This window comes from Flavobacterium sp. KY-23415 (assembly GCF_055384985.1).
This window is the reverse complement of sequence record NZ_AP044001.1, coordinates 2,426,742-2,440,890: the sequence shown is the minus strand read 5'-3', so window position 1 is coordinate 2,440,890 and position 14,149 is coordinate 2,426,742. Positions and strand designations below refer to the sequence as shown.

16 protein-coding genes are annotated in these 14,149 nt (G+C 30.7%); 12 read left to right on the top strand and 4 right to left on the bottom strand.

Annotated features, from left to right (window positions below):
- Positions 1-5 precede the first annotated feature (5 nt).
- The gene (locus ACZ49Z_RS10555; RefSeq protein ID WP_464304286.1) at positions 6-1,199 is read right to left on the bottom strand and encodes a hypothetical protein; all 1,194 of its coding nucleotides are present in this window, start codon (positions 1,197-1,199) and stop codon (positions 6-8) included.
- A gap of 242 nt (positions 1,200-1,441) precedes the next feature.
- Between ACZ49Z_RS10555 and rpe the strand changes: the two genes are divergently transcribed.
- Entirely contained in the window at positions 1,442-2,101 is a 660-nt protein-coding gene (gene rpe, locus ACZ49Z_RS10550) for a ribulose-phosphate 3-epimerase (RefSeq protein WP_464304285.1), read from the top strand.
- A 54-nt stretch (positions 2,102-2,155) separates the two neighbouring features.
- Here rpe and ACZ49Z_RS10545 read toward each other — a convergent pair whose 3' ends face one another.
- The 3 genes from ACZ49Z_RS10545 to ACZ49Z_RS10535 form a co-directional block, all read right to left on the bottom strand.
- On the bottom strand, positions 2,156-2,575 hold the full coding sequence (locus ACZ49Z_RS10545; protein WP_464304284.1) for a CBS domain-containing protein: 420 nt from the start codon (positions 2,573-2,575) through the stop codon (positions 2,156-2,158).
- A 206-nt stretch (positions 2,576-2,781) separates the two neighbouring features.
- Positions 2,782-3,444 (bottom strand): zinc-dependent peptidase, encoded by a 663-nt coding sequence (locus ACZ49Z_RS10540; protein ID WP_464304283.1) that lies wholly within the window; start codon positions 3,442-3,444, stop codon positions 2,782-2,784.
- A gap of 241 nt (positions 3,445-3,685) precedes the next feature.
- The gene (locus tag ACZ49Z_RS10535) at positions 3,686-4,036 is read right to left on the bottom strand and encodes a MotA/TolQ/ExbB proton channel family protein (protein ID WP_464304282.1); all 351 of its coding nucleotides are present in this window, start codon (positions 4,034-4,036) and stop codon (positions 3,686-3,688) included.
- Between the two features lie 214 nt (positions 4,037-4,250).
- Here ACZ49Z_RS10535 and ACZ49Z_RS10530 point away from each other — a divergent pair, with 214 nt between their 5' ends.
- The 11 genes from ACZ49Z_RS10530 (at position 4,251) to vgrG (ending at position 14,147) form a co-directional block, all read left to right on the top strand.
- Entirely contained in the window at positions 4,251-5,309 is a 1,059-nt protein-coding gene (locus ACZ49Z_RS10530; RefSeq protein WP_464304281.1) for a sensor histidine kinase, read from the top strand.
- Positions 5,302-6,018 carry a LytR/AlgR family response regulator transcription factor gene (locus tag ACZ49Z_RS10525; RefSeq protein ID WP_464304280.1) on the top strand — a complete coding sequence of 239 codons (717 nt, stop codon included), beginning with the start codon at positions 5,302-5,304 and terminating at the stop codon, positions 6,016-6,018. Before ACZ49Z_RS10530 ends, ACZ49Z_RS10525 begins: the two co-directional genes overlap by 8 nt.
- Positions 6,019-6,284: 266 nt before the next feature.
- Positions 6,285-7,151, top strand: a complete 867-nt coding sequence (locus tag ACZ49Z_RS10520; RefSeq protein ID WP_464304279.1) for a helix-turn-helix transcriptional regulator — start codon at positions 6,285-6,287, stop codon at positions 7,149-7,151.
- A 371-nt stretch (positions 7,152-7,522) separates the two neighbouring features.
- Positions 7,523-8,089: a Pvc16 family protein gene (locus ACZ49Z_RS10515; RefSeq protein ID WP_464304278.1), complete on the top strand. Its 567-nt coding sequence runs from the start codon at positions 7,523-7,525 to the stop codon at positions 8,087-8,089.
- 14 nt (positions 8,090-8,103) lie between these two features.
- Positions 8,104-8,901 carry a hypothetical protein gene (locus ACZ49Z_RS10510; RefSeq protein ID WP_464304277.1) on the top strand — a complete coding sequence of 266 codons (798 nt, stop codon included), beginning with the start codon at positions 8,104-8,106 and terminating at the stop codon, positions 8,899-8,901.
- Positions 8,902-8,932: 31 nt separating this feature from the next.
- Positions 8,933-10,510 (top strand): phage tail sheath family protein, encoded by a 1,578-nt coding sequence (locus ACZ49Z_RS10505; protein ID WP_464304276.1) that lies wholly within the window; start codon positions 8,933-8,935, stop codon positions 10,508-10,510.
- A 51-nt stretch (positions 10,511-10,561) separates the two neighbouring features.
- Positions 10,562-11,029 (top strand): phage tail protein, encoded by a 468-nt coding sequence (locus ACZ49Z_RS10500; protein WP_464304275.1) that lies wholly within the window; start codon positions 10,562-10,564, stop codon positions 11,027-11,029.
- On the top strand, positions 11,019-11,483 hold the full coding sequence (locus tag ACZ49Z_RS10495; RefSeq protein WP_464304274.1) for a phage tail protein: 465 nt from the start codon (positions 11,019-11,021) through the stop codon (positions 11,481-11,483). The genes ACZ49Z_RS10500 and ACZ49Z_RS10495 overlap by 11 nt, the downstream gene beginning before the upstream one ends.
- A gap of 3 nt (positions 11,484-11,486) precedes the next feature.
- A complete protein-coding gene (locus ACZ49Z_RS10490; RefSeq protein WP_464304273.1) occupies positions 11,487-11,657 on the top strand; it encodes a DUF5908 family protein in 171 nt (56 codons plus the stop codon).
- A 12-nt stretch (positions 11,658-11,669) separates the two neighbouring features.
- Positions 11,670-12,347, top strand: a complete 678-nt coding sequence (locus tag ACZ49Z_RS10485; RefSeq protein WP_464304272.1) for a CIS tube protein — start codon at positions 11,670-11,672, stop codon at positions 12,345-12,347.
- The gene (gene vgrG, locus ACZ49Z_RS10480) at positions 12,348-14,147 is read left to right on the top strand and encodes a type VI secretion system tip protein VgrG (protein ID WP_464304271.1); all 1,800 of its coding nucleotides are present in this window, start codon (positions 12,348-12,350) and stop codon (positions 14,145-14,147) included.
- Positions 14,148-14,149 lie beyond the last annotated feature (2 nt).

Here is a 14,149-nt window from a genome sequence, read left to right as displayed (position 1 = left end):
AAAAATTATATCGAAATCCAATTTGTTCCATCAGATTGAATCCAAATAACAGAATTATTTAAAATTGAAGTCACTGTAACACCAAATTCATTAATATAACCTGAAATAGTTTTAGAACTTCCAGAAGTATTTCTAATAATGTATGTTCTTCCAATTGCAGTAGCGGCTGCAGGAAGCGTTACTCCAACCGAAGACGCTCCTCCATCAAACACTACTGTATATTGATTTTCATTTAATGTTATATTCGTAGCCGTTGTTATGATGCTTTTTGAAACAGAACCATTACTCTGAAAAACTGAATTAGCTACCGCTCCATTATTATCTAGAGCAACTCTCACATCAGTATTCAATCCAGTTCCTTGCATGCGAAACATTTCTACTTTTGAAGCAGTAGTATTGAATTTTTCAAACACAATTGGTTCTTCTCCATCATCTCCAATAATAAACTCAACAGAACCGTCATTCGATGTAGATCCTGCTGCACCTAACTCAAAATAATCGGTTCCAGCCGCACTACCTTTTAGCCTAAAGTTCCCATTGTTTGTAACAAAAAATAATGGTTTGTAAAACGAAGCTCCAGGTGCTTCAAATTGAATTGCGCTTCTTAGATAAGTAACCAATTGGTTATTATTTGTATAATCAGTATATCCTTGAGTTAAGCCAAGCGTTTGTCTTCTTCCAAATTCAAAAAAAGGTTGATTAAATGAACGTAATGTCATTTTCACATCGTCTGTATTTCCTAGAAAGTGAGTATTATTAGTAAATGAATTTCCTGTCAATAACCAATTTTGACTAGAAACATCATTTGAATTCACCCATGAAGTTCCATTAAATCTTAATAACTGATTAGCTGCTGGAGAAGACATTACTAGTGGGCGATTTCGAAGGCTGACAACCGTATTTGAAAAAGGGTTTCCAACTGCACCACCTTGAAGAGTCGCAGAAGAGTTATCTAGAACAATATTCCATTTTGCACCATTCCATCGATACATACCTGCTGGAGACAAACCCGCAGTTCCTTTATTATATACTAAAAGCCCTTTAATGGGGGATGAAACTGTAACTATATCTGTAGCAGAAATTAAATCAACTCTAGGAAGCAAAACTCCCTTATCAGGAGAATTAACATCTAGTACAGAAGAAGTATTTGGAGTAGTTGTCCCAATACCTACTTGGGCTGTAAGCGATATTGAAACCAAAAAAAACATTTTAACATACAAAAGCCTCATGATAAGATTTTTAGTTTGCCAAAATTAAAAAAAAAAGCTTAGACGCTGTTAAAAATTAACATTTTATACAATTAAATTAGAATACTTATTAAATCATATATTTCACACTTACATTATTTGATTTATAATTAAATAACTAAATTTGCACCTCAACTAATAATCCTGATTTTTTTAAAATAAAAATCGCACAACACTAACTCTTTTTTTATATTATGAAAAACACACTTATTGCCCCTTCTGTATTAGCAGCAGACTTTGCTAATTTACAACGTGACATTGAAATGATAAACAATAGTGAAGCCGATTGGTTTCATATTGATATTATGGATGGTGTTTTTGTTCCAAACATATCTTTTGGAATGCCTGTTTTAAATGCTATTTCTAAACATGCAAACAAAACAATAGATGTGCATTTAATGATTGTTGATCCTGATAGATATATTAGTACTTTTAAAAAATTAGGAGCTGATATTTTGACAGTACATTATGAAGCTTGCACTCATTTACATCGCTCATTACAAGCTATAAAAGCCGAAGGAATGAAGGCAGGTGTTGCGATTAACCCACATACTAACGTTTCCCTACTAGAAGACACAATTAAAGACATTGATTTAGTGTGCATTATGAGTGTTAACCCTGGATTTGGAGGACAATCCTTTATTGAAAACACCTATAAAAAAGTAGCGCAATTGAAAGAAATTATTACAAGGAATGGTGCTACTACATTAATTGAAATTGATGGTGGTGTAACCAATAAAAATGCCAAACAATTAGTTGAAGCTGGTGCTGATGTTTTGGTTGCTGGTAGTTATGTTTTTGGAGCTCAAGATCCAATTGCAACTATTGCAGATTTGAAGAAAATTACACAATAAGTTTCCAGATAAATTTAAAAAGCCGTCAGAAATTAAATTTTTGACGGCTTTTTTTTAATATTGATTAATTAAATATTTGATTAAATCGGTAGTTGTTAGAATACCTACTAGCAAATCTCCTTCTGTAACAGGCAACGCATGAAACTCTTTGGTTGCTAAAATTTCCGCAGCTTCTTTTATAGTAGTTTCAGGAGAAACAGACACTAGTCGTTTTGCCATTACTTGCTCAATAGTAAACATATTATAAACCGTTACATCTACTATATCTTCATCATCTCCAATTGCATCTGCAAAAGAAATTCGTAAAAGATCAGTATAACTCAACATTCCTATAATCTTATTCCCGTTAACTACTGGAATGTGCCTTATTGAGTTTTTCTTAAATAGTTTTTCTGCTTTGGTAAGATCATCTGTGCTATTCAACTTTATAACATTTTTTGTCATAATTGTCGATACTGGAACATTCTGTTTCATATCTTTTAAAATTTATTTTTTAGTAATAACTAATTATATTCCTTTCTAATCATTATTATTTTTGCAATTCATATTGCTTATAACCTTATTTTCTATATCACAAATTTACAATAGGGATTACATCTAAAACATAACAAAAATCATGTTTTAAGATTATTTTTTTTATATCTTATGTGTTTTAATCCTTTAAAAAAGAAGTGTTTTTTTTAAATCCTTTCGGTATAATTTATCATTACCTTTACTTTATCGAATAATTGAGGAAACTCTTGTTTGAATTGATGTGGTGTTTCAAAAAAATGTTCTAGTATTACTGCAATAAATTCAAATTCGTTGGTATAGGCATAAATCCTAAAATAGTTGGATTCTGTTAATTTTTTATAATTAGCTGGAAACTTCACTTCTTCCATTATTTCTTCATAAGTAACTGTGAATATTGTTGCAGAAGTGTCTGTGTTTTTCAATCCTTGATAGTGCATTACATGCCCAAATTCATGCAATCCTAAATTAAGATTATCATTATTAATGCTATAACCTTCTACAAAATGCTTCCATGAAAAGACAATTGCTTTCATCCTCGGGTTAAATTCTCCTTTGTGCATTTCGTTATTGATTGTCGAATAATAGACATCTGGATATATAATAACTTTATCTATTACTGTGAAAAGGTAATTTCTCATTCCAAAAGTTAACATAACAGCAGTTGCAGCAATCAGTATTTTCATCTCATCGGTTACTTGTAAACCTTCTTTACCATGAAAAGTGTATTTTTCTATAAAAGTTGCAACTCTATGTTCAAAATAGATTTTCTTTTTAGGACTAAGCTTTTTATAGAACTGAAATTGATTATGCAGCACTTGAATTTGTGCCATTTTTAATTTCTTTGGAAAAAGATAAAAATGAACATAAATGGGTTTCCTAAAGAAAAAGGCATAGATTGGTTCTATAGCTACATTATAGGTAAAAAAAAGCAAAAAGGCTAAGCCCAAAAAAACAAGTATATATTGCACAATTTTATTTTAAAAACAGCCTAAATATAGAAATTTATTGCTTTATAAATGTATTAAAAAAACCTGCCTTTTTATTTTAAAAAACAGGTTTCTTATTATTTTACTATTCTTTATCCAAAATAGTCAACACTATAATGCCTATTCTTCCTATTAAAAAAGTAAACATTCCAAAAACTACAGGTAAAAAAGAAATTTTCAACCCTCCAGCTAAAATATCTATTGAGATGTTGCCCAAATCTTGTATCGCATCGAAAGCTCCAATCAATCCAATTGACTGACCTAGAAACCCCCAAACCAAAACGAAAAAACTTAGTGAACTAATAAGACTAACTGCCTTTTTGTTTTTATTGGTCTTCAAAATTCCAAAAATAGTCAATAACAATATTGCTATTAATAAAAAAACAATCGGCACCATAAAAAAAGGTCCTCCTTCGTAAATTCTGTCTAAAATCATAATTTTATATTTTTAAGATTAGTAATACCTCAAAAGTATTGTACTATCTCTTCTGTCTGTTTTATTTGCGATGGATAGACAGTTTACTACTCTTTTTAACCTATTTTGTTTTAAATTGGTTATTCTATGCTACTAATTTACTAAATCGAGATATAAAAGAGTCATCTATCGCAAAACAATCTTACATCTTTACTATTTTATTTATCTTGCTAACATGTTTACTAATATACTTGATACCACTAAATCTTTTTTTATCCATTTCTTTTTCTGGATTGGTGTATGGTTCTTTTTTGTGTATTTTTTTAGCTACAATTCTACAGATACGGTTTATATTACTTGGTTTTCTAGTTTACTTTTGCCCATTACTATTATCACAACTTATATTACTACCTATGTATTAATTCCAAAATACCTCTTGACTAAACAATATTTCAAACTTGGCCTTTATGGTTTTTATACCTTAGTACTTTCTACCTATTTAATTGTACTTGCGATTTATGGTAGTTTTATTTTTATTACACAATTAGAAATTTCCAAAGTACCTCCAATGGGACGAAATTTCATTTTTATATTAATTCTTGTTTATCTTGTCGTTGGCTTAACCAGTTTTGTTTCCTTATTAAAGCACAATTTCAATGTGCAATCTAAATTTAAAACATTAGAAAACAAAATATTAGAAACTAATTTACAAATTAAACAGCAAGAACTGAACTACTTAAAAAAGCAAATTCATCCCCATTTTTTGTTCAACACATTGAATACTATTTATGGTTTTGCCTTAAAAAAATCGGAACAAACACCAGATATCATTTTAAAACTTTCTAATTTATTAGATTACATACTCTATCAGGTTCAAAAACCGAAAGTCCAAATCAGTGAAGAAGTGGCTCACATTAAAGAGTATATCGAATTGGAAGAAATACGTTTTAAAGACCGACTTCAGGTTTCTTTCAATAACAAAATAGACAATACTTTTTTAGAAATTCCGCCCATGTTGTTTATGCCTTTCATTGAAAATGCTTTCAAACATGGTAGTATTGTAAATCATTTTTTAACAATTGAAATTCAATTAACTATTACAGATAGTAATCTTCAATTTGAATGCAAGAATAGTTTTATTGATACTTCAACAAATGTTTCTTCGGGTATTGGATTAGAAAATATAAAAAAAAGGCTTCAATTATTGTATCCTGAAAAACATGAATTAATCATTGAAATAATTGATGCTTTTTTTATTGTAACTTTAAAAATTCAACTTGAAAAACATGAATAAAGTGTACCATTGCTTAATTGTAGATGATGAAATTACCGCTCGTGAAATTCTCGAGTCGCATTTGTCTAAAATTCCAACGCTACTCGTTTCTGGGTGTTGCAAGAATGCTATTGAAGCCTTTACCATTATTAACACCACTAAAATAGATTTAATTTTTCTTGATATTAATATGCCTGAAATATCCGGATTATCATTCGCAAAATCTATCAATAAAAACAGTAAAGTTATTTTTACTACTGCTTATCGCGAATATGCTGTAGATGGTTTTAATCTTCAAGCTGTTGATTATTTATTAAAACCAATCTCGTTTGATCGATTTCTACAAGCGGTTAATAAATTCATCGGAGAAAATATTCCTATTGAAACACCAACAATTCGAGAAAGTGTTGCGGAAGAAAGTGAATTTATATTTGTTAGATCGGACAGAAAAATGATTAAAATAGATTTTGACGCTATTCTTTATGTTGAAAGTTTAAGTGATTATATTAAAATCATTACGGCAGACAAAATGATAGTTACACGAGAAACCATTTCTAATATTGAAGCAAAACTACCTAAAAAGAAATTTATTCGAATTCATCGTTCTTTTTTAATTGCCATTGCAAAAATTGATTCTTTCACTAATGAATATGTAGAGATTAATCACAAGTCGTTACCAATTAGTAGAAGCTATAGGAAAACTGTTTTGGAACAATTGGAAAACTTATAAGACATTTTTATATTTCATTCTAAGTAACTTTCTTTTTCTCTTTATTAAATAATCATTATTTTTTCCAAAACAGGTATTTCTACGCAATTTTATCTCGAATGTTTGAGATACATTTGATACTGATTAAATAATTCTGTGTTTTTTGTTTAAAAAGTGCTATTACCTTTTTCTTCTTGAAAAATTTTAGAACAAAATTCATGAATATTATAATGAATGTAATTTCAATAATGAAATAAATATTCATCTAAATATTTACGACTTAAACAATGAAAGAAGAAAAAACAATAGTAATTGGTTGCGACCAAATAGACATTTTATCAACTCTTGTTGAATTATTAGGAAACATCCCAGATTTTTTAGTAAATATCATCTCTGTTTCTCGTGTTTCAGATTTTTTAAACATCATAAAATCAACCAATCCATCATTGTTAATTCTCAATTTCAGGAACAATCAAAATACAATCAATAATTTTAATCAGTTTGTAAATAGGCCAGAAATTCCTATGCTATGCATCATACAAAAATATGATTCTAATTTTTGCTCTTGGAATAATGAAAATATAATTTTCACATTTCCTGTTGAAAATATCATTAAAAAAATACATTTCACTTCCTTAATTCGCTCTATTTTTTTACTAAAAAAACAACAAAACAGCACCAAAACAATGAATTCGTTAGTTAGTCAATCTATTGAAAAAGATTTGATTAATACAGACCGAAATATGAGTAGATATGTCTTAGAATTAGATCAGAAAATAGAGACATTACATACAGTTAAAGAACGTATAAAAACTTTATGTCCTAATGTTGACAATTCTACTCGATCTGAATTATTATCTATTATAAATGCAATAAAATCAGCCGCAAATGACACACAACTTTGGAATGATTTTAAGTTATATTTTGAAAAAACAAATCCTAATTTTTTACTTTCATTAGCCAAAAAACATCCAAAACTCACAAACAAGGATCTAAAATATTGTTGCTATTTAAAGATGAATATGTCAAATAATGATATTAGAAGTCTATTAGGCATTAATCAAGAAAGTGTTCGCACTCACAAATATCGTTTAAAGAAAAAACTGCAAATTTCAAAAGATTTAGATTTACACAGCTATTTAAAAGCAATCTAATGCTTACTACAATAAATAATCTTAAATACTTCAATCATTAACTTCTTCAAACTTCACTTTTCCTCTATCTATTTCATAGAAATAACATTTCCTTTTTTACTACAATTTATTACATCAACTATTCAACTCGAATCCCTTTTTCCTAAAACAAAATTCAATTATCATATTATTATCTTATTGAAATGATTATAGACGTACTTTCATTAAAAATAATAATGTCTATGGTTTGTCTATGATTTTTCATTTGATGTACACGAAACGTACATTCCAAATCTTACGATATAAAATATAACAATTCTAACTTTACAATATTAGAAATAAAATATAAGTCCATTTCATATTGTCTAACTCATAACAAAAAATTCATGCTAATGCAATCACTCCAATTTACTAGTAGCGTTCTTGATCAACACATCAAGAATATGTATCAATTGGATGAAAGCAAAGTAATATTGAATAATGTCATAGACAATAGTGGTTCGATACCTACAAAGAATGAGAACAAAGTGGTTATTTCCTTAATTAACATTGAGCAAGAAACGCTACAACCATTTTATGTGCGAAATCAAAGATTAGCTAATGGCAATTATGGTGATTTGAGTCCTACGCAAAGATTCAATTTAAACTTATTAATAACCTCAAATTTTGATGATTATAATGAATCCTTAAAGTTTCTAAATACCGTAATTCAATTTTTCCAAACATATGCTGTATTAGATGCGAGTAATTTTTCAAATATTCCACAAGGTTTAAATAAACTTGAATTCGAAATTGAAAAGTTGAATTACAATCAAATGCATAATTTATGGACCGCAATGGGAGCGAAATACCAACCTTCAATTGTTTACAAAACCCGTTTGATAACTATTCAGTCATTCGATAATGAAAGTTTTACTACTTCAATTAATGAAACGAATAATAATCTCCAAGAACTATGAACAGTCAATTCAATATGATTTTTTCAATAAACGTTTTCCATGAGTATTTTGAAAATAATATTTGTAATTGTTTGGTATATAAACCTACCCAAAAAACTTCCAAACTTCTAAGTAGATACGGATTCTTTATAAGAAAAAATAGCAACGGGTTTGAATTCTATAATAGTATAAATAACAACCCCATTGATTATTTAAATTATATTGAACAAGCAAGCAAATGTTCTTGTTTAGAATTTGAAATTGAAACTACAAATTCAAATTTTCTGTTTTTTACAGAAATTCCAACAAATTGGATAGGACAAATTCAATTTTCAAGTTCAAAATTTATTAATAAAGAAAAAAGTAGAGAATTAACAGCGAGCTATTCTTCTCAAAAAAGTACAACAAGTTTAATCTCACTAAAAATTTATTTTAAAGATTTAATCGCGTTACTAAAAAACAAACAAAGAGCCAACTATACAATATATTTTGAATCGAGAACAACACAATGGAGGTATTATTTTATAAATAAAAGTGGAGTCAATCTTAAAAGCGCTATAATTAGTGGAAAGCCTCCTATGCAATTTGAACAAGCTACAATGGTTACTATACAAAATGGTAAACAAGCAGTACTTTTTTCATCTGGCAAAAATTTTATTAAAATGACTGAAATTCCAAAACATAAATTTGATTTAATCGAAACTTCAGGATTAAAAAATCAATCTAAAAAAATAATTTTCAAAGGATTACCAAATTCAAATCCGAGAAACATAGCAATCGATGAAGAAAACGGAACAAAAATAATTACATCACCTATGTATGTATATATATAACACAATTAACAAAAAACAAATATGATAAATTATGATTGAATCTAACATTAAATCGCCAGGAGTCTATATAAACGAATTGAATGCTTTTCCAAATTCGGTAGTTCCTGTTGCAACAGCTGTTCCTGCATTTATTGGCTATACACCACAGGCTTCATATGAAGGCAAGTCATACACTAATGTAGCACAAAAAATTACCTCTTTTGCAGAGTTTCAAGCCATTTATTGCTTCCCTGATCCACCACCGCCAGCGAGTCCAGCGAAACAGTATCAGCCACAGTACTATTTGGTAAAACAAAAAAGTCAGCCTACAAAAGGAGATTATATGCTTATTGATAATGCCTATTATTCCATTGTACCTGATCCAAATACTATATATTATTTATATAATAGTATTAAATTATTCTACGAAAATGGCGGTGGCGATGCTTATATTGTATCGGTAGGTTCGTATGGTGCCCCATCTAACACCCCAATAAACCCTGGTGAACAAATTATCAATCCAAATGTACAATTAGCTGATTTACAAAACGGTCTAGCTTTATTACTAAATGAACAAGAACCTACTATGTACATTTGTCCTGAAGCAACATTACTTAGCGTGGAAAACAATGGTACTCTAATGCAAAACATGTTATTACAATGTACAGAAATGCAAACTGCGGTAGCCATTTTTGACATTATAGGCGGTAGAAATCCCGATCCTATTATGTACACTAATGATATTGAAACTTTTAGAAACAATACGGGTTCTCAAGGTTTAGACTACGGAACTGCGTATTATCCTTTTGTAGGCACTACTATAATGCAAAATCAAGATATTGATTATACCAATTTATTTGGTGGAGATACCAAACAACTTGATGCACTCTTAAATCCTGCCGACAATCCGAATCCAAGTGTTGCTAGTATCATGACAAACATAAATAATCCGTCTTCTGGATTAACGGTGACTCAAAACAATAATGCTTTAATCAATGCTAGTAAAACGTATAGTTTAATGATTAAACACATCTTATTTGATGCTAATATTTTACCTCCAAGTGGTGGAATGGCAGGAGTAATCACCACGACAGACAATCAAGAAGGCGTTTGGCAAGCACCAGCAAATACTTCGATTGTAGGAGTTTCTTCTTTACCCATTCGTTTATCCGAAACACAACAAGGTGGTTTAAATGTAGATGCGGTTTCAGGGAAATCAATCAACGCTATCCGCTTTTTTAATGGTTTAGGAATTTTGGTTTGGGGAGCAAGAACTTTAGATGGAAATAGTCAAGACTGGAGGTATCTTCCAGTTAGAAGGACAATGACCTTTCTAGAACAGTCTTGTAAATTAGCAGCCAATGCTTATGTTTTTGAACCGAATGACAAAAATACTTGGGAAGCTGTAAAAGCGATGATAAGCAGTTTTTTAACATCTATTTGGAAAGAAGGCGGTCTTCAAGGTGCTTCTGCATCAGATGCTTTTTCTGTTGCTTGTGGATTAGGAACAACCATGACTTCTGAAGATATTTTAAACGGATTCATGAAAGTAACTATTAAAGTAGCAATTGTAAGACCTGCTGAATTTATCGTACTTACTTTTCAACAACAAATGGCTACTTCTAGCTAAAAACAAACAGAATAATAAACAAATTTTAATAAATCTAAAAAATAAAACATTATGGCAGCAGATGACGGAAGCGTAGAAGGCGCAACATGGCCCATGCCAAAGTTCCGATTTGAAGTAGATCTAGGAACCGAATTAACAAAAGTAGCATTTCAAGAAGTATCTGGCATGGATGTCGAAAACCAAATCATTGAATACCGAAAAAGTAATAGCCCACTTTTTTCAACAGAAAAAATGCCTGGTATTACCAAATATGGAAATGTTACCATGAAACGAGGTGTTTTTGTTAATGATAATAGTTTTTGGGATTGGCACGCACAAATAAATATGAATACAATTAAAAGAAGAACTGTAATTATTCGTCTTTTAGATGAAAAAGGAAACACCACCATGCAATGGCAATTAAATAATGCTTGGCCTACTAAAATTACAAGTACCGATTTAAAATCTGATGGAAATGAAGTAGCAGTGGACACACTTGAAATTGCTCACGAACAATTAATCATTACAAATGGCAAGTAATTATCCTGTTGGATTTTATTTTCAGCTTTCTTTTAAAGGAGAAGATGCCGCTTTCAAAGAGGTATCTGGTATCTCAAAAGAGTTAAGTATGGAAGAAGTTGTATGTGGTGGGGAGAATCGTTTTAAATACCGTCTCCCTACTATTTCCTCAAGCCAAAACCTAGTGCTTAAAAGAGCATTAATTCCAAAAGGATCACAACTCATTGATTGGTGTGCAAGCACTTTAGATGAAGGATTAGCCAATGCTATAACAACGCATGATGTATCTGTTAGTTTGTTCAACTCGGACGGTTCAGTTTCGGTTATGTGGACATTTCATAATGCTTATCCTGTGAAGTATTCTGTATCTGATTTAAAATCACAAGAGAACGAAATTGTAATCGAATCTATCGAACTAGCCTATACTCATTTTGTAATTACACAAGACACTTCAATTTCCGATTTATTTAACTAGCATATGCCAATAGAAATTAGAGAATTAATTATAAAAACAGAAATTTCTTCAAGAAATAAGGTAAATGATGTTTCTATAAAAGAAACTGAATTCTATCATTTAAAAAAACAATTGCTAGAAGAATGCAAAAGAATGATAACAGAGAAAACTAAAAAAAATAGCTATAAAAGATAAAACATAACTAGTATGGGCGCAAGTTTAGAATTAATGAAAATAACAGGCTATACTGACGAAAATTTCCAACAAGCTTTCGCAGGACAACCCTATACTGTTATGTTAAATCCTGAAAACATTAAATGGCAAAGAGGAATTGAATATAATGAACAACAAGCTCCAAACACAAGTGCTCCATCTCAAAAATACAAGAGTACTCCTGTTGAAAAATTAAATTTTGATTTAACTATAGATTGTACAGGTATAGTAGATTCTAAACGCACAAAGATGTCTGATGAAATCAATGCTTTAGAAAAAATAATATATACTTATAATGGAACAATTCACCGTCCCAATTTTGTAAAAATACAATGGGGACAAAGTATTGTTTTTAAAGGTGTATTAAAGTCTATGGACACAACCTACACCCTTTTTAAACCTGATGGAAGCCCTTTAAGAGCCAAGTTATCTCTAGGTTTTACCGAATATATTTCTCCAGAAAGTGTTGAAGAATTAGATGATAAAAAATCGCCCGACATTACTCATTTAATTAGTGTAGTTGAAGGTAATACACTCCCCCAACTTTGTCAAAAAACTTGGAATGACGATAGTTATTACATACAAGTGGCAAGATATAATGGTCTTAATAAATTTAGAAACTTAAAAGGAGGAGAAAAATTAATCTTCCCCCCTATAATACAACCAGTATAAATGGCAACTCAAAATGAAATAACATCAGGTAATATAGCAACTTTCACAATAAAAGTAGCAGGAACAGCAATACCTAGTGAATTGAATGTTCTCTCTGTTATTATAAAAAAAGAAGTAAACCGTATCGCTTCTGCAAAGATAACCATCTTAGATGGTGAGGCTAATACTGGAAAATTCGACGCTAGTTCTTCTTCAACCTTTGTTCCTGGAGCAAAAATAAGCATCGAGTGTGGTTATGATTCTCAAAACCAAGTTGTTTTTCAAGGTATTATTACGGGGCAAGCCATACGAATAGATGAAATTGTTGGCTCTGCTTTAGAAGTAGAATGTAGAGATGAAGCCATAAAAATGATTGTGGGTAGAAAGAGTTTAACTTTTAATAAAAAAAAGGATAGTGAAAACATCACTTCAATCATTGGAACCTATTCTGGCCTAACCGCTAAAGTGACCGATACTAACATAACATGGCCTGAACAGGTTCAATATTACACAACCGATTGGGATTATATTATGGCTCGTGCAGAGAGTAATGGAATGATTGTGACCACACTTAATGGAACCGTAACTGTAGCTCCTCCTAACGCAAAGACCACACCCGTTTTAGATGTTACTTATGGCAATGGACTAATGTATTTTAATGCTACAATGAATGCGATTACACAATATGGCAATACAAAAGCTTCCAGTTGGGATTATAAAAATCAAGCGATAACATCAATGCAATCTGCAAATAATGTATCTGGACCAGGTAATATCTCTTCTAAAAAACTATCTGAAGTGGTTGGGCTATCAGACTATGAACTTCAAACAACAGCTCCTTTAGAAAATGCAGATTTAACGAACTGGGCAAAAGCTCAACTCATAAAAAGTGAGTACTCAAAGATACAAGGAGAAGCCAAGTTTCAAGGTACAAATTTAGTTCAACCTGCAAGTTATATCACATTAGGAGGTCTTGGAGATCGATTTAATGGCGATCATTTTATTTCTAGTGTTACCCATGATTTATCCGATGGTAATTGGATTACAGAAATAAGCATAGGTCTTTCTCCAATTTGGTTTACAGAAGAACCAGATGTTATGGCTCCACCTGCCTCTGGGTTATTACCTGGAGCCAGAGGGTTATTCAATGGTACTGTAAAAAAAATAGATAGTGATCCTGATTCTCAATATCGCATATTAGTAACCATCCCTTTGTTTGACACTAATGGAGAAGGTGTTTGGGCTCGTCTCTCTAATTTTTATGCTACAAATGGAGCTGGTGCTTTCTTTTTGCCCGAAGTGGGTGATGAAGTAGTACTTGGTTTTTTAAATGAAGATCCCCGCTACCCTATTATATTAGGTAGTTTATATAGTAGTTCGAATTTGAAACCTTATGAAGGATTAACTCCGAATGAAAAAAATTCAAAAAAAGCAATTGTTTCTAAATCTAAAATGTATTTGGAATTTGACGATGAAAATGTAGTTTGGACACTTACCACTCCTAATAAAAACACCATAATTGTTAGTGATAAAGACAAGCAAATAACTATTAAAGACCAAAACGATAATAGCATTGTAATGTCTAGTAGTGGTATTACCATTAAGAGCACAAAAAATATAAATATTGAAGCCGATCAGAAAGTAAGTATTAAAGGAAACCAAGGTGTTAGTATTGCTGCCTCTGGTGGTGATGTCTCTACTAGTGGAATAAATATAAAAGAAACTGCCCAAAGCCAATTTACTGCTAAAGGAAACTTAAATGCAGAAGTACAAGGCGGGGCACAATTAGTCCTAAAAGGAGCTATGGTAATGATTAATTAAAA